18 protein-coding genes are annotated in these 15,794 nt (G+C 55.5%); 8 read left to right on the top strand and 10 right to left on the bottom strand.

Annotated features, from left to right (window positions below):
- On the bottom strand, window positions 1-492 hold the full coding sequence (locus tag HV340_RS04885; RefSeq protein ID WP_020885215.1) for a YajQ family cyclic di-GMP-binding protein: 492 nt from the start codon (window positions 490-492) through the stop codon (window positions 1-3).
- 203 nt (window positions 493-695) lie between these two features.
- On the opposite strand from HV340_RS04885, the gene panE reads away from it, so the two are divergent.
- Entirely contained in the window at window positions 696-1,607 is a 912-nt protein-coding gene (panE, locus tag HV340_RS04880) for a 2-dehydropantoate 2-reductase (RefSeq protein WP_014168859.1), read from the top strand.
- Window positions 1,570-2,163, top strand: a complete 594-nt coding sequence (yajL, locus tag HV340_RS04875; RefSeq protein WP_063925417.1) for a protein deglycase YajL — start codon at window positions 1,570-1,572, stop codon at window positions 2,161-2,163. The genes panE and yajL overlap by 38 nt, the downstream gene beginning before the upstream one ends.
- A 45-nt stretch (window positions 2,164-2,208) precedes the next feature.
- Here yajL and thiI read toward each other — a convergent pair whose 3' ends face one another.
- On the bottom strand, window positions 2,209-3,657 hold the full coding sequence (gene thiI / locus HV340_RS04870) for a tRNA uracil 4-sulfurtransferase ThiI (RefSeq protein WP_014168857.1): 1,449 nt from the start codon (window positions 3,655-3,657) through the stop codon (window positions 2,209-2,211).
- Window positions 3,658-3,969: 312 nt separating this feature from the next.
- On the opposite strand from thiI, the gene xseB reads away from it, so the two are divergent.
- The 4 genes from xseB (at window position 3,970) to HV340_RS04850 (ending at window position 8,037) form a co-directional block, all read left to right on the top strand.
- Window positions 3,970-4,212: an exodeoxyribonuclease VII small subunit gene (gene xseB, locus HV340_RS04865; RefSeq protein ID WP_063925418.1), complete on the top strand. Its 243-nt coding sequence runs from the start codon at window positions 3,970-3,972 to the stop codon at window positions 4,210-4,212.
- Entirely contained in the window at window positions 4,213-5,112 is a 900-nt protein-coding gene (ispA, locus tag HV340_RS04860; protein ID WP_014168855.1) for a (2E,6E)-farnesyl diphosphate synthase, read from the top strand.
- A gap of 24 nt (window positions 5,113-5,136) precedes the next feature.
- Complete coding sequence (gene dxs / locus HV340_RS04855; protein WP_063925419.1) at window positions 5,137-6,999, top strand: 1-deoxy-D-xylulose-5-phosphate synthase; 1,863 nt, start codon at window positions 5,137-5,139, stop codon at window positions 6,997-6,999.
- Window positions 7,000-7,062: 63 nt separating this feature from the next.
- Window positions 7,063-8,037, top strand: a complete 975-nt coding sequence (locus tag HV340_RS04850; protein ID WP_014168853.1) for an aldo/keto reductase — start codon at window positions 7,063-7,065, stop codon at window positions 8,035-8,037.
- Window positions 8,038-8,118: 81 nt separating this feature from the next.
- Here HV340_RS04850 and thiL read toward each other — a convergent pair whose 3' ends face one another.
- From thiL to nrdR, 5 genes are all read right to left on the bottom strand, one after another.
- The gene (gene thiL / locus HV340_RS04845; protein ID WP_020885221.1) at window positions 8,119-9,090 is read right to left on the bottom strand and encodes a thiamine-phosphate kinase; all 972 of its coding nucleotides are present in this window, start codon (window positions 9,088-9,090) and stop codon (window positions 8,119-8,121) included.
- Window positions 9,091-9,168: 78 nt separating this feature from the next.
- Entirely contained in the window at window positions 9,169-9,588 is a 420-nt protein-coding gene (nusB, locus tag HV340_RS04840; RefSeq protein WP_006809908.1) for a transcription antitermination factor NusB, read from the bottom strand.
- 21 nt (window positions 9,589-9,609) lie between these two features.
- The gene (gene ribE, locus HV340_RS04835) at window positions 9,610-10,080 is read right to left on the bottom strand and encodes a 6,7-dimethyl-8-ribityllumazine synthase (protein WP_006176874.1); all 471 of its coding nucleotides are present in this window, start codon (window positions 10,078-10,080) and stop codon (window positions 9,610-9,612) included.
- An 87-nt stretch (window positions 10,081-10,167) separates the two neighbouring features.
- On the bottom strand, window positions 10,168-11,271 hold the full coding sequence (gene ribD, locus HV340_RS04830) for a bifunctional diaminohydroxyphosphoribosylaminopyrimidine deaminase/5-amino-6-(5-phosphoribosylamino)uracil reductase RibD (protein ID WP_181216342.1): 1,104 nt from the start codon (window positions 11,269-11,271) through the stop codon (window positions 10,168-10,170).
- Between the two features lie 4 nt (window positions 11,272-11,275).
- A complete protein-coding gene (nrdR, locus tag HV340_RS04825; RefSeq protein ID WP_008503337.1) occupies window positions 11,276-11,725 on the bottom strand; it encodes a transcriptional regulator NrdR in 450 nt (149 codons plus the stop codon).
- A 152-nt stretch (window positions 11,726-11,877) separates the two neighbouring features.
- On the opposite strand from nrdR, the gene HV340_RS04820 reads away from it, so the two are divergent.
- A complete protein-coding gene (locus HV340_RS04820; protein ID WP_044865376.1) occupies window positions 11,878-12,417 on the top strand; it encodes a DUF3251 domain-containing protein in 540 nt (179 codons plus the stop codon).
- 266 nt (window positions 12,418-12,683) lie between these two features.
- Window positions 12,684-13,568 (top strand): nucleoside-specific channel-forming protein Tsx, encoded by an 885-nt coding sequence (locus tag HV340_RS04815; protein ID WP_025204975.1) that lies wholly within the window; start codon window positions 12,684-12,686, stop codon window positions 13,566-13,568.
- Between the two features lie 48 nt (window positions 13,569-13,616).
- On the opposite strand, the gene HV340_RS04810 is transcribed toward HV340_RS04815, so the two are convergent.
- From HV340_RS04810 to secF, 3 genes are all read right to left on the bottom strand, one after another.
- Window positions 13,617-14,297 (bottom strand): YafY family protein, encoded by a 681-nt coding sequence (locus tag HV340_RS04810; RefSeq protein ID WP_014168847.1) that lies wholly within the window; start codon window positions 14,295-14,297, stop codon window positions 13,617-13,619.
- A gap of 14 nt (window positions 14,298-14,311) precedes the next feature.
- On the bottom strand, window positions 14,312-14,677 hold the full coding sequence (locus tag HV340_RS04805; protein WP_020885224.1) for a VOC family protein: 366 nt from the start codon (window positions 14,675-14,677) through the stop codon (window positions 14,312-14,314).
- Window positions 14,678-14,819: 142 nt separating this feature from the next.
- Window positions 14,820-15,791: a protein translocase subunit SecF gene (gene secF / locus HV340_RS04800; RefSeq protein ID WP_020885225.1), complete on the bottom strand. Its 972-nt coding sequence runs from the start codon at window positions 15,789-15,791 to the stop codon at window positions 14,820-14,822.
- Between the last annotated feature and the right edge of the window lie 3 nt (window positions 15,792-15,794).

Genomic DNA, 15,794 nt, shown 5'->3' with positions numbered 1-15,794 from the left:
TTAATCGCGGAAGTTCTTGAACTGGAACGGCTGCCCCAGATCGCCGCCACGTACCAGCGCCATAACGGCCTGCAGGTCATCGCGGGATTTACCGGTCACACGAATTTCTTCACCCTGGATTTGCGCCTGAACCTTCAGCTTGCTGTCCTTGATGAGCTTAACGATCTTCTTCTGAACCGCGCTCTCAATACCCTGCTTCAGTTTGGCTTCGACAAACCAGTTTTTACCGCTATGCACAAACTCGTCTGGTACATCCAGTGAGGTGCCTTCAATGCCGCGTTTAAGCAGCTTGGCGCGCAGAATATCCAGCAGCTGGTTAACCTGGAAATCAGATTCGCTCAGGACCTTAATGGTCTTATTCGCATCGTTCAGCTCGAAAGTTGCCTCAACGCCACGAAAGTCGAAACGTGACTCAACTTCACGGCTTGCGTTTTCAACGCCGTTGCGGACTTCCTGGATATCAACTTCGGAAACAATATCGAAAGATGGCATCTTTTCTTCTCCCTTCATTTTTGTTGCGTTGCATAATACCCGCTACAAGGCAGATACCCCAAATAATTCGAGTTGCAGCTATCCCTGGCCGTTCACGTGAGGAAACACCGCACAGATATCACAGGGTTTACTCAACAGAAGCTTAGCTGACGGCGCTATACTTAGGCCGTAACACCTGGCGCAGTTGCAGGTGAGGAGGAACAATGAAAATTACAGTGCTCGGATGCGGAGCCCTTGGACAGCTATGGCTGACCGCGCTTTGCAAGCACGGACATGAGGTACAGGGCTGGCTGCGCGTGCCCCAGCCCTATTGCAGTGTGAACCTGATTGACGAAGACGGAAGTATATTCAACGAATCACTCACCGCGAACGATCCGGATTTTCTGGCGCAAAGCGATCTGCTGCTGGTCACGCTCAAAGCATGGCAGGTATCAGATGCGGTAAAGACGCTGGCCGCGCAACTTCCCCCAGACTCCCCTATCCTGTTGCTGCATAACGGCATGGGAACCATTGATGAGCTGAAAAGCATCCCGCATCCCTTGTTGATGGCGACCACCACGCACGCTGCACGCCGCGATGGCAACATTATCGTGCATGTCGCCAGCGGCGTAACGCACATGGGCCCCGCCCGTACGCAGGATGGTGACTACAGCTATCTGGCGGATGTTCTGCAGAAGGTGCTGCCGGACGTGGCCTGGCATGACACTATCCGCCCGCAGCTGTGGCGCAAGCTGGCGGTTAACTGCGTGATCAATCCGCTGACGGCGCTGTGGAACTGCCCGAACGGGGAACTGAAAAATCATCCGCAGGAAATTGCCACCCTGTGCGCGGAGGTCGCCTCGGTTATCGAACGTGAAGGCCTGCATACCTCGGCGGAGGATTTACGCTATTATGTTGAGCAGGTAATTGAAAGTACTGCAGAAAACATCTCCTCGATGTTGCAGGACATTCGGGCATTACGCCACACAGAGATTGATTACATCACGGGCTATTTACTTAAACGCGCCCGCGCCCACGGCATTGCCGTGCCGGAAAATGCCCGTCTGTATGACCTGGTTAAACGTAAGGAGAGTGAATATGAGCGCGTCAGCACTGATCTGCCTCGCCCCTGGTAGCGAAGAGACAGAAGCCGTCACCACCATTGATTTGATGGTGCGCGGCGGCATTAACGTGACCACCGCCAGCGTCGCCAGCGACGGTAATCTGACCATCACCTGTTCACGCGGCGTAAAAATCCTCGCCGATGCACCGCTTGTGCAGGTGGCCGACGGGGATTACGACATCATCGTACTGCCGGGCGGCCTGAAGGGCGCGGAGTATTTTCGCGACAGCCCGCTCCTGGTTGAAACCGTCAGGCAATTCCATCTGTCGGGGCGCATCGTTGCGGCAATTTGTGCCGCAGCCGGCACGGTTCTGGTGCCGCATAACATTTTCCCGATCGGGAATATGACCGGTTTCCCGGGACTGAAAGAGACCATTCCTGAAGAGCAATGGGTGGATAAACGTGTGGTCTGGGATCCGCGCGTCAATCTGCTCACCAGCCAGGGGCCGGGTACCGCGATCGATTTTGCACTGAAGATTATCGACCTGCTGGTCGGGCGTGAGAAAGCCTACGAGGTGGCGTCGTCGTTAGTGATGGCGGCGGGGATTTATAATTTTTACGAAGCGTAGCGTGTAAAGAAAGCCGGGTAAGCGAAGCCGCCACCCGGCAAACGGTTAAGGGCGATAGACCTTCACATTCGCAAAGCCCTGCTCGCGCAGATACAGTGCCTGCAGACGGCTCATCACCCCGCGCTCGCACCACAGCAGATACGTTTTGCTCTGGTCGAGATCGCCGAATTTGGTGCTCAGCTTGTAGAACGGCAGGGAAACCACGTCCACGCCTTCAACCTGCAGCGGTTTGTCATCCTGTTCATCAATGGAACGGATATCCAGAATCGCGTCGTTGGCACCGAAACCGCTGACGGTTTCAACTTCAACCACTTCCTGCTCGGTCTGCTGGGCAATCTCGCGGATATCGATGTTGGTCGCTTCCGCCACCACCTTCTCCAGAATGCCGAAATCGAAGTTCTCTTCTTCGGCTTCTATCTTCGCCTTCACCGCTTTGACGGTCGGGCTTTTTGAGATCACACCGCAGTATTCCGGCATGGTGCGGGCAAAATCTTCGGTACCGATTTTGCGCGCCAGATCGATGATGTGCTCTTTATCATAGGAGATCAGCGGACGCAGGATCAGGGTATCCGATACGTTGTCGATAAGACGCAGGTTGGTCAGAGTCTGGCTGGAGACCTGGCCCAGCGCTTCACCGGTGACCAACGCCTGCACGCCGTAGCGCTCTGCCACTTTGGACGCTGCACGCACCATCATGCGCTTCAGCACCACGCCCATCTGACCGTCGTCCACTTTTTCAAGGATTTCGCCGACCACTGGCTCAAAGTTGATCGCCACAAAACGCACGCGGTGGGAGCTGCCGAAGCGGTTCCACAGATAGTGCGCGACCTGACGCACGCCGATTTCATGCGCCGCACCGCCCAGGTTAAAGAAGCAGTAGTGTACGCGGCAGCCGCGGCGCATCAGCATATAGCTGGAAACACCGGAGTCGAAACCGCCGGAGATCAGCGACAGGACATCTTCCTGCGTGCCGATTGGGAAACCGCCGATACCTTCATAACGGCCTTTCACCAGCAGCAGGCGATCGTTTTCGATCTCCAGGTTTACGGTCACATCCGGGTTAGTCAGGCGCACGCGGGCGCTCTCAACGTGCTGATTGAGGCCGCCACCCACATAGCGCTCCACTTCAATGGAGCTAAACTCATGCTTACCACGACGCTTCACGCGCACGCAGAAGGTTTTGCCTTCAATCTGATCGCGGTACTGCACCAGCGCTTTTTCAAAAATGTCATGCAGGGAGGTGTAAGGAACGTCTTCCACTTCCAGAATATGGTGAATGCCCGGAATACGGGTCAGCGCGTCGCGAATATCCTGACGTTTGTTTTCATCTTTCGCGCGAACCTCAACGTGGTCCCAGTGACGCACCACGGCGAGCGTTTCGTCGTAGTGTTTTAATACGTTACGAATGTTCCCGGTGAGAATTTTAATAAAGCGCAAACGCACAGATTGGCTTTTGATGGTGATTTCAGGGAACAATTTAATGATAAACTTCATGGCGGCAATGTTTCTTAGGCAAGCTTAAGGCTTGTAATGGAAAATGAAATATACACAAAATCATTCAGGTGGCATCAACGCGGCGAGTCACAGCCCCCCGCAAGCTTACGCGAGTAAGTAACGGAAAGGCGCAAACGTAGCCCAAACAGAGACAACCTGAAGGATGACGTGTATAGCAGCCCACACCCGTGGCTGCATCCAGGCGCGCAAGTATATCATCTTCACGCCGCTCCTGTGCACATTGCGCGTTATTTGATAATTGCCCCGAGTCCGTTACCATGTCGGGGCTGAGAATATAAGAGTCAATTCACTATGCCGAAGAAGAACGACGCACCGGCCAGTTTTGAAACTGCGCTGAGTGAGCTGGAGCAGATTGTCAACCGCCTTGAGAGCGGCGATTTACCGCTGGAAGAGGCGCTCAATGAATTCGAGCGCGGCGTGCAGCTGGCGCGCCAGGGGCAGGTCAAACTGCAGCAGGCCGAGCAGCGCGTGCAGATCCTGCTGTCCGACAGCGAAGACGCTAAAACTACGCCATTCACACCGGACGCCGAGTAAATGGATTTCGCCAACGAGCTTCAGGCATGCGTCGCGCGTGCCAACGATGCGCTGCGCCGTTTTATTGAGCCACAGCCTTTTCAGAACACTCCACTGGTTGAAGCCATGCACTATGGCGCACTCTTGGGTGGAAAGCGCCTGCGTCCGTTTCTGGTCTACGCCACGGGCAACATGTTTGGTATCAGCGCTAACACGCTGGATGCCCCGGCAGCCGCCGTTGAGTGCATCCATGCCTATTCGCTGATCCATGATGATTTGCCGGCCATGGACGACGACGATCTGCGTCGTGGCCAGCCTACCTGCCACATCAAGTTTGGCGAAGCGAATGCCATTCTGGCGGGGGATGCCCTGCAAACCCTGGCGTTCTCGATTCTGAGCGATGCGCCGATGGCCGAAGTGGCCGACCGTGACCGTCTGTCGATGATCTCTGAACTGGCAATGGCCAGCGGCGTCGCCGGTATGTGTGGCGGTCAGGCACTGGATCTGGAAGCGGAAGGACGTCAGGTTAATCTGGAACAGCTGGAGCGTATTCATCGCCATAAAACGGGCGCATTGATTCGTGCAGCCGTTCGTCTGGGCGCCCTGAGCGCGGGTGAACAGGGGCGCAAAGCCCTGCCGATACTGGACAGATACGCAGAAAGTATCGGTCTGGCATTCCAGGTTCAGGATGACATTCTGGATGTGGTGGGCGATACTGCAACATTGGGTAAACGTCAGGGTGCGGATCAGCAGCTTGGCAAAAGTACCTACCCCGCCCTGCTGGGTCTTGAGCAAGCCCAACGTAAAGCCCGAGATCTGATAGAGGATGCCCGCCAGTCGCTGAATCAACTGGCCGCGCAATCACTGGATACTTCGGCACTGGAAGCGCTAGCGGACTATATAATCCAGCGTGATAAATAAACACACTATCTCGATGAGCCTTTGATGAGTTTTGATATTGCCAAATACCCGACACTGGCGTTAGTTGACTCCACCCAGGAGTTACGCCTGTTGCCGAAAGAGAGCCTGCCGAAGCTGTGCGATGAGCTGCGTCGCTACCTGCTCGACAGCGTAAGCCGCTCCAGCGGCCATTTCGCCTCCGGGCTTGGCACGGTAGAGCTGACCGTGGCGCTGCACTATGTCTATAACACGCCGTTCGATCAGCTCATCTGGGATGTCGGCCACCAGGCCTATCCGCATAAAATTCTGACCGGACGTCGCGATAAAATTGGCACCATTCGTCAGAAAGGCGGCCTGCATCCGTTCCCATGGCGTGGCGAGAGCGAGTACGACGTATTAAGCGTTGGACACTCCTCCACCTCGATTTCTGCGGGTATCGGTATTGCGGTGGCAGCCGAAAAAGAGAATAAACAGCGTCGTACCGTCTGCGTCATTGGCGACGGGGCGATCACTGCCGGTATGGCCTTTGAGGCCATGAACCACGCGGGCGATATCAAGCCAGACATGCTGGTTATCCTTAATGATAACGAAATGTCGATTTCCGAAAACGTGGGCGCGCTGAACAACCATCTGGCGCAGTTGCTCTCCGGCAAGCTTTACTCCTCGCTGCGCGAAGGCGGCAAAAAAGTCTTCTCCGGCGTACCGCCAATCAAAGAACTGCTTAAACGCACAGAAGAACACATCAAAGGCATGGTCGTGCCGGGTACGCTGTTTGAAGAGCTGGGCTTTAATTATATTGGTCCGGTGGACGGGCATGACGTTCTGGGGCTTGTCACCACGCTGAAAAACATGCGTGACCTGAAAGGCCCACAGTTCCTGCATATCATGACCAAAAAAGGCCGCGGATACGAACCGGCGGAAAAAGATCCCATCACCTTCCACGCGGTACCGAAATTCGACCCGAGCAGCGGTTGCCTGCCCAAAAGCAGCGGCGGCATGCCGAGCTATTCAAAAATCTTTGGCGACTGGCTGTGTGAAACCGCCGCTAAAGACAATAAGCTCATGGCGATCACCCCGGCCATGCGTGAAGGTTCTGGCATGGTGGAGTTCTCCAAAAAATACCCGGACCAGTATTTTGACGTTGCCATTGCCGAGCAGCACGCGGTGACCTTTGCGGCAGGCCTGGCGATTGGCGGTTATAACCCGGTTGTCGCCATTTATTCCACCTTCCTGCAACGCGCCTACGACCAGGTGATCCATGACGTTGCCATCCAGAAGCTGCCGGTCCTGTTTGCTATCGACCGCGCAGGCATTGTGGGTGCTGACGGCCAGACGCACCAGGGGGCATTTGACCTGTCGTTCCTGCGCTGCGTCCCGGATATGGTCATCATGACGCCAAGCGATGAGAACGAATGTCGTCAGATGCTGTTTACCGGCTACCACTATCAGGATGGCCCTAGTGCGGTGCGCTACCCGCGCGGCAATGCCGTCGGCGTTGAACTGCAGCCGCTGGAAAAACTGCCAATAGGTAAAGGTCTGGTGAAGCGTCGCGGTGATAAAGTGGCCATCCTGAACTTTGGTACGCTGATGCCGGAGGCCGCGAAAGTGGCTGAAGCGCTGAATGCGACCCTCGTGGATATGCGCTTTGTGAAGCCGCTCGACGAGGCCCTGATCCTGAGCATGGCGGAATCTCATGACGTGCTGGTCACGCTGGAAGAAAACGCCATCATGGGCGGTGCGGGCAGCGGCGTGAACGAAGTGCTGATGGCTAACCGTAAAGCCGTGCCGGTACTGAACCTTGGTCTGCCGGATCATTTCATTCCGCAAGGCACCCAGGACGAAGCCCGTGCGGCGATTGGCCTGGATGCGGCCGGCATTGAGTCGAAAATCCGTTCCTGGCTTGCCTGATCCCTCCCCTTTTCCGCTCCTGCTATGCTTAAACGTATTGTTTAAAAAAGCAGGAGCGGAACCATGCAATACACGACATTAGGAAAAACAGACCTTCAGGTTTCCCGACTTTGCCTGGGATGCATGACCTTTGGCGAGCCAGACCGGGGAAATCACGCCTGGACGCTGCCGGAAGAGAGCAGCCGCCTTATCATCAAACGCGCACTCGACGGCGGGATTAACTTTTTTGATACTGCCAACAGTTACTCCGACGGCAGCAGCGAAGAGATTGTCGGCCGCGCCCTGCGCGATTTTGCCCGCCGTGACGATGTGGTCGTCGCCACCAAGGTATATCACCAGGTGGGTGATTTGCCTGAAGGCCTTTCCCGTGCGCAAATCCTGCGATCCATTGATGACAGCCTCCGGCGTCTGAATATGGATTATGTCGACCTGCTGCAGATCCACCGCTGGGATTACAACACGCCGATTGAAGAGACGCTGGAAGCCCTTAACGATGTGGTTAAGGCCGGGAAGGCACGTTACATCGGCGCATCGTCTATGCACGCTTCGCAGTTTGCCTCAGCGCTTGACCTTCAGGCGCAGCATGGCTGGGCACGGTTTGTCACCATGCAGGATCACTACAACCTTATCTATCGCGAAGAAGAGCGCGAGATGCTGCCGCTCTGCTATCAGGAAGGTGTAGCGGTGATCCCATGGAGTCCCCTGGCGCGCGGACGCCTCACCCGACCATGGGGAGAGACCACTGCCCGCTCGGTGTCGGATGCGTTCGGTAAAACCTTATACGAAGGTACAGAAGCCAGCGATGCGTTGATCGCCGAACGTTTAGCGGGGATTGCCGATGATACCGGTGCCACGCGTGCGCAGGTAGCGCTGGCGTGGTTGCTGAGCAAACGCGGAGTCGCGGCACCGATTATCGGTACATCGCGGGAAGAACAGCTGGATGAGTTGTTGAGTGCCGTTGATTTAACGCTGACGCCTGAGCAAGTCGCCGAGCTGGAAACGCCGTACCAGCAGCATCCGGTGGTAGGGTTTAAGTAAGCCCACGCCCTGCCCCTCTCCCAAAAGGAGAGGGAACAAAACCCATCGGCCGGGTAAGCGCAGCGCTACCCGGCCGACGAATCACGCAAAGTGGTCGTAACCCTTCCAGTCAAGCGTAACCGGCGCACCATCACGCACAAATTTCAGCCCTTCGCTTTCCGGCATAATTTGTCCGATACAGGTAAACTTCGCCCCAAGGTGAGCTAGCGCCACGTCCAGCGTTCCCCGGTTCAGCTCCGGTACGGTAAAGCACAGCTCATAATCTTCGCCGCCGGAGAGCGCCCAGCGCAGAGCCTGCTCGGGTTCCACATGGCGAAGCAATGGCTCTGACAGCGGGAACAGATCCAGATCTACGCGCGCGCCCACACCGCTGGCCTTCAGAATATGGCCGAGATCGGAGATAAGCCCGTCAGAGAGGTCGATAGCCGAGCTTGCCCGCTCGCGCAGCGCCTGGCCGTGCAAAATACGCGGCGTTGGGCGCAGATGGCGTTTCACCAGATATGCCGCATCGTCGGCATCCTTGACGCGTAAGCGGTCCTGGAGGATCGCCAGCCCTGCGGCGCTGTCGCCCGGCGTGCCGGTCACGTAGATCCAGTCGCCCGGCTTTGCGCCCGAGCGTTTCAGCGCCCGGCCCAGCGGGACATAGCCGTGGATCGCAAGCGTCATCGACAGCGGCCCGGCAGTGGTATCACCGCCAATCAGCTGCATATCGTAGTAGTTGAGCTGATCAAACAGCGCATCGCTAAAGGCTTCAAGCCAGTCTTCGTCCACCTCGGGCAGCGTCAACGCCAGCGTCAGCCACGCGGGATCGGCGCCCATGGCCGCTAAGTCGCTTACGTTGACCGCCAGCGCTTTATACGCCAGATCGGCGGGATCGATATCAGGTAAAAAATGACGTCCGCACACTAAGGTGTCGGTGCTGATTGCCAGCGTCTGTTTTTCGGGAATATTGAGAAGTGCGCAGTCATCACCAATGCCGGTTTCAACATCAAGACGAGAGGTTCTGACACGGTCGAAATAACGGGCAATCAGGGAGAATTCGCCGCATGCCATACGTTATGCCTCAGCAAATTAAATAAAAAAACCGGAGCCGCACTGCCCGGCAGGCAATGCAAAACTCCGGTTTGCGGATCACTTTTTGTGGGGACGGATCGCAGGTGCGGCTTTATCCAGCACGCCGTTTACAAATTTATGGCTGTCTTCAGCGCCGAAGGTTTTCGCCAGTTCGATCGCTTCGTTGATGGCCACTTTGTACGGCACATCATCACGTTTAGACAACTCAAACAGCGCGATACGCAACACTGCTTTCTCAACCTGACCCAGCTCTTCGAGCAGACGGGACAGATATGGCTTCATCAGACCATCGAGATACGCGCTATTAGTCGCCACTCCCGACAGCAGTTCACGGAAGTACAGAACGTCAACGTCTTTCACGTCCTGTTCTGACAGGAACTGGTATTCAACATCAGCGATGTCGTTCTGGGACAACTGCCAGGAGTAAAGTGCCTGGACGGCACATTCACGGGCGCGGCGACGAGCAGCAGGTTTCACGGAATTCCCCTTACAAAAAAATCAGGCCTTAATGGCTTTCAACACATTGATCATTTCAAGCGCGGTCAGTGCAGCTTCTGCACCTTTGTTACCGGCTTTGGTACCAGCGCGCTCAATGGCTTGTTCAATACTTTCGGTAGTCAGCACGCCAAACGCGACAGGAATTTCAGCATCCTGCGCAACGTGTGCCAGACCATTGCTTGCACCGCCTGCAACGTATTCGAAGTGTGCAGTGCCGCCACGAATAACGGTACCCAGCGCAATCACCGCGTCGTATTTACCGGTTTTCGCCAGCGCGCCCGCTGCCAGTGGCAGTTCATAAGCACCTGGAACCCAAACAACGGTAATGTTGTCATCTTTAACCTGGCCGATACGTTTCAGGGCGTCAATGGCACCTTCCAGCAGGCTGTCGTTGATGAAGTTGTTGAAACGCGCAATGGTGATGGCGACGCGAGCGTCCGGGGTAGCTACAGCAGCTTCAATAATGTTCATACTCTTCCTTTACGGGTTCATTTGGCCCCGCAGGGGGGCGGATTTTATCATAATACTTTGCGCACTGCTTCCCTATTTCAGGAGCAATTACGCTGGCGTTAAATGGAGGCAGACATCCGGGCCCACCGGACGAATCTCGCTAAATTTGAGTTGCGGTGCATCACCAAGTTTTTCAAGACCCGGCAGCACAAACAGACCACGCGCATCGTTACCCAACAGTTTAGGTGCTACGTAGACAATCAGCTCATCCACCAGCCCGGCCTGCAGCAGCGCGCCGGCCAGCGTCGGCCCCGCTTCTACCCAGATACTGTTCACCTGTTGCTTACCAAGCAGCATCATCAGCACCACTAAGTCGAGGTGCCCGTTATGCTCTGGCACCATGATGCTGCGTACGCCTTGCGGCCATTCACGCGCATCGTCCTGCGTGCGTGCAATCCAGGTTTCGCCCGGCTGTTGCACGATGCGGTGCGCAGGCGTGATGCGATTCTGGCTATCGATGACAATACGCAGCGGCTGACGCAGGTTTTCCTGCGGGTAGCACGCCTGGGTATCGGCATTCAGTTCATCCCAGCGCACGGTCATGGCAGGATTATCAGCCAGAACCGTTTCACTGCTGGTGAGGATAGCATGGCTTTGCGCGCGCAGACGTTGCACATCGCGCCTTGCCTGCGCAGAGGTGATCCACTGGCTCTCGCCGTTCGCCATCGCCGTGCGACCATCCAGTGAGGCCCCAAGCTTAAGCTGAATGTACGGGAACCCGGTGCGCATGCGCTTCAGGAAGCCTTTGTTGATCGCTTCTGCATCCTGCATCATCAGACCGTGACTGACATCAACTCCTTCCTGCTGGAGTCGATACAGGCCGCGTCCGGCAACCTGCGGATTGGGATCCTGCATCGCCGCGACAACGCGCGCGACACCCGCTGCAATCAGTGCTTCGCAGCACGGCGGGGTACGGCCATGGTGGCTGCAGGGTTCCAGCGTCACGTAGGCCGTTGCACCGCGCGCCTTTTCGCCGGCCATGCGCAGGGCATGAACTTCGGCATGGGGCTCACCGGCGCGGTAGTGAAACCCTTCGCCCACGATCTCGCCATCGTTGACAATGACGCACCCGACGTTAGGGTTGGGATGGGTGGTAAAACGACCGCGCTGCGCCAGCTTCAAGGCTCGCGCCATGTAAATCTCATCCTGCATGAGCTTAATCCTGTAAGCGGGCGATCTCTTCGCCAAACTCTTTGATATCTTCGAAACTGCGGTACACAGAGGCGAAGCGGATATAGGCGACCTTATCGAGCTTTTTCAGTTGCTCCATCACCAGGTTGCCAATCATTTTGCTTGGCACCTCGCGCTCACCCAAACCACGAAGGTAAGATTTTATGTGGTTTAACGCCATTTCGACGTCATCTGCACTGACAGGCCGTTTTTCCAGCGCCTTGAGCATCCCGCTGCGCAGTTTCTCTTCGTTAAACGGCTCACGCACGTCGTTACTTTTTACCACGCGCGGCATTACCAGCTCTGCAACCTCAAAGGTCGTGAAACGCTCGTTGCACACCAGACATTGCCGGCGGCGGCGTACGGAAGACCCTTCGCCCACAAGGCGAGAGTCGATAACTTTGGTATCCACAGCGGAGCAGAATGGGCAATGCATACGGTATCCCTGTTATGTGGTTAACTGATTTTCATTTTACCCTGATCTGGCCTGACAACAAAGGAAGAGCTTTTTGAGACAAAGGATCTATGCCTGTTGATGCGATGCTGGCTACCATTACGGAGATCCGTTATTTCAAGGAAATAAACGCAATGACAAGACGTTACCTGAAAATATTGCTGGTGGGGAGTCTGTTTACCCTTAGCGCCTGTGCACAGCAAACCGAAGTCCGTCAAATGAAACAAAGCGTGAATACGCTCAATACCGCGATGGACAAACTGAACAAAGAAACCGTGAAGATCACCCAGCAAAACGCGCTGAATGCCAAATCCAGCAGCGGGGTTTATCTGCTGCCCGGGTCTAACACCCCGGCGCGCCTCAACAGCCAGCTTGGCACGCTGAAAATGTCGCTGGTTAACGTGGCGGCCAATGCGGATGGTACTCGCGCAACATTACGCATTCAGGGGGAATCCAACGATCCTCTGCCAGCCTTTAGCGGCACCGTCGAGTGGGGGCAGATTCAGGGCACCACCGAGAACTATCAGGAAGTGAACGTGAAGAGCCAGCTGTTCACCGCACCCGCCAGCGTGCTGGCCCCGAGCGATGTTGACATTCCGATCCAGTTGAACGGACTTACGCCGGATCAGTTAGGTTTCATCCGCATTCACGATATCCAGCCCGCCGCGCAGTAATCCCCTTTCAGCGGAGTGCAATGTCACTCCGCTAACATTTACAATCCGCAAAGATTGGCAACAGAAATCATTGCCGCTACAATCCCCGCCGTTTAAAGTACGCAAACGTGAACGCAATCGATTACGCGTGTGAGAGATATGTGAAACAACACATATTTTTGTGAGCAAGGATTCCTATAATAGGCTCCGCAGAAACACGAAATATTTAGAAACGCAATTCGCGCATTTTTCACTCCCGGAAGGGAATTTCAATCAGTGGCATGATTATGAAAAAAACATTACTCGCGGCTGGCGCCGTGCTGGCACTCTCCTCCACTTTCACTGTTAACGCAGCGGAAAACGATAAACCACAATACCTCTCCGACTGGTGGCACCAGAGCGTTAACGTGGTCGGCAGCTATCACACCCGTTTCGGACCACAGATCCGCAACGATACCTACCTGGAGTACGAAGCCTTCGCCAAGAAAGACTGGTTCGATTTCTACGGCTATATGGATGCACCGGTCTTCTTCGGCGGTAACACCGATGCGAAAGGTATCTGGAACCACGGTTCACCCCTGTTCATGGAGATCGAACCCCGCTTCTCCATTGATAAGCTGACGGGCACCAGCCTGGCGTTTGGTCCATTCAAAGAGTGGTACTTCGCGAACAACTACATCTACGACATGGGCCGTAACGCGTCCGGTCGTCAGAGCACCTGGTATATGGGTCTGGGTACCGACATCGATACCGGTCTGCCAATGAGCCTGTCCCTGAACGTCTATGCGAAATACCAGTGGCAGAACTACGGTGCCGCGAACGAAAACGAGTGGGATGGCTACCGTTTCAAAGTGAAATACTTTGTGCCAATTACCCAGCTGTGGGGCGGTAACCTGAGCTATATCGGTTTCACCAACTTTGACTGGGGTTCAGACCTGGGCGACAACGACTTCCGTGATCTGAACGGTAAGAAAGCGCGTACCAACGACTCCATCGCCTCCAGCCACATCCTGGCGCTGAACTACGATCACTGGCATTACTCCGTTGTTGCGCGTTACTGGCACAACGGCGGTCAGTGGAACGATGACGCAAGCCTGAACTTCGGCAATGGCGACTTCAGCGTACGTTCTACCGGTTGGGGTGGTTACCTGGTTGTCGGTTACAACTTCTGATGTGAAAGAAGGCAAAAACGGACAAAGCCAGCTGATATGCTGGCTTTTTTATTGCTTCACCTTACGCAGAAAATCCGCCAGCGATCGCTCCGCGCTTTCGCTAAAACGCCTCTGCGTGAGCGTAATATTCAGACACCTGTCGAGCCGGAAGCAGCGGTAGTCATCACGCCGTTCACACCACGCGGCCAGCAGCCAGTGTTCTCCCCAAAAGAACAGCCCCAGCGGCTGAATGTCGCGCCATGTCAGATGCCCGGCTTCATCACGATAATGCAGCGCCAGTACGCACTGGGCAGAAATAGCCTGATGAATAACATCAAAGTCGCTGCGCGAATGCGGCTGAAGCGCAATATCCGGCGCATATATCCGCGTCTGCTCCGCCTTACGTCGGCTCTCCTCGGGCAGGATCGCCAGTACCTTCTCCTGCGCCGACTCAAGCTCACGCGAGAGCGAGTCGCCCCCCCAGGTTTTCAGCAGACGGATGGCGACCATCAGCGCTTCAGATTCTTTGTTCGTCAGCATCAGCGGAGGTAAGTCAAAACCCGACATCAGCCGATAGCCGCTTCCCGCCTCCCCTTCCACCGGCACGCCGGAAAGCGACAGGTCGCGGATATCACGGTATACGGTCCGTTCCGATACGCTCAACCTGTCCGCCAGATGCGCTGCCGTTGTCAGACGCCTGCCTCTCAGGATCTGCACAATCTGAAACAAACGGTCAGCGCGTCGGGTCATATCGTATTCAGCTCTCAGGCAGGTTGATGGAGGCCGACGCGATTACCTTCGCTGTCGGTAAACAAGGCTATGGTGCCAATGCCACGCGGCAATTCCAGCGGGCCAAACACGCACTCGCCACCCGCAGACGCGATGCGATCGAGCGTTGCCGCCAGGTTGTCAGTATGCAGGTAAATAATAGCGCCCTGTACGGACGGTGTAATGCCCTCAAATTTTGCCAGCGCGCCACCGGTGGCCGGATCGTCATGCGGGAAAACGGCTAACTCAGCCACATCCATTTTCTCTCGTCTCAGCTGTACCTGCATCACGGGCTCATAAAATTTGATAGCGCGATCCATATCGGCGACCGGAATTTCAAACCAGTTAATCACACTTTTCATACATCCTCCTGCCTGTTGTTTGGGTTCGAAAAGAGTCTACGACAGGGCTCCTGACAGCATACTGTCAGGAGTGTTTGACAGGAGTAGATAAAAAAAATCCCGGTCAACAGACCGGGATTTAAGGAACGAACGACACGTCGTCTTACGGCAGAATAGACGGCTGATCCGCCCCTTCTTTCTCGACTTTCTGCTGGAGCAGGTGCTCGCGCTTCATGCCAAGTTTCAGTGCCAGTGCGGAGGCGACGTAGATAGACGAAGCCGTACCGATAGAGACACCGATCAGCATGGTCAGCGAGAAGCCTTCCAGTACCGGGCCACCGAAGAGGAACAGCATCAGGATCACCATCAAGGTGGTTCCGGATGTGATCAACGTACGGTGCAGCGTCTGGGTCAACGACACGTTAAAGATTTCGTACGGCGTACCGCGACGGATCTTACGGAAGTTTTCACGAATACGGTCAGATACCACGATACTGTCGTTCAGTGAGTAACCGATAACGGACATCAGGGATGCCACGATTGTCAGGTCAATCTCAATGTGGAACAGAGACAGTATGCCCATGGTGATCACCACGTCGTGCGCCAGGGCGATAACCACACCCGCCGCCAGTCGCCACTCAAAGCGGAAACCGACGTACACCAGAATGGAGATCAGAGCCACCAGCAGCGCCATCGCACCGGTTTGCGCCAGGTCAGCACCTACGCTTGGCCCGACGAACTCGATACGCTTAACCGTCGCATGCTGGTTGGTTGTTTCGTTAACCACGTTAACAACCTTGCTGCCCAGCTCCTGGCTGCCGTTCGCATCGTGCACCGGCGGCATACGCACCATGATGTCACGGCTGCTGCCGAAGTTCTGCAGCAACGGCTCTTCAAAGCCCGCTTTCTGCAGAGACTGGCGCATCTGGTCCATATCGACCGGTTTTTCCAGGGAGATCTCAATTACCGTACCACCGGTAAAATCAAGACCCCAGTTAAAGCCTTTCACGCCCATCACGATAAGGGAGAGGATCAGCAGTAAACCTGAAATGCCGAAAGCCCAGTAGTCCCAGCGCATAAAGTCCCAGACTTTACGGCCGTGGTTCAATTGTTCAACAGTATATTCCTGTGCCACAAC

The organism is Enterobacter sp. RHBSTW-00975, from assembly GCF_013615235.1.
In the GTDB taxonomy this organism is placed as follows: Bacteria; Pseudomonadota; Gammaproteobacteria; order Enterobacterales; family Enterobacteriaceae; genus Enterobacter; species Enterobacter ludwigii.
Note: the sequence above shows the minus strand (reverse complement) of the source record. Positions and strands in the feature narration are given on the sequence as shown.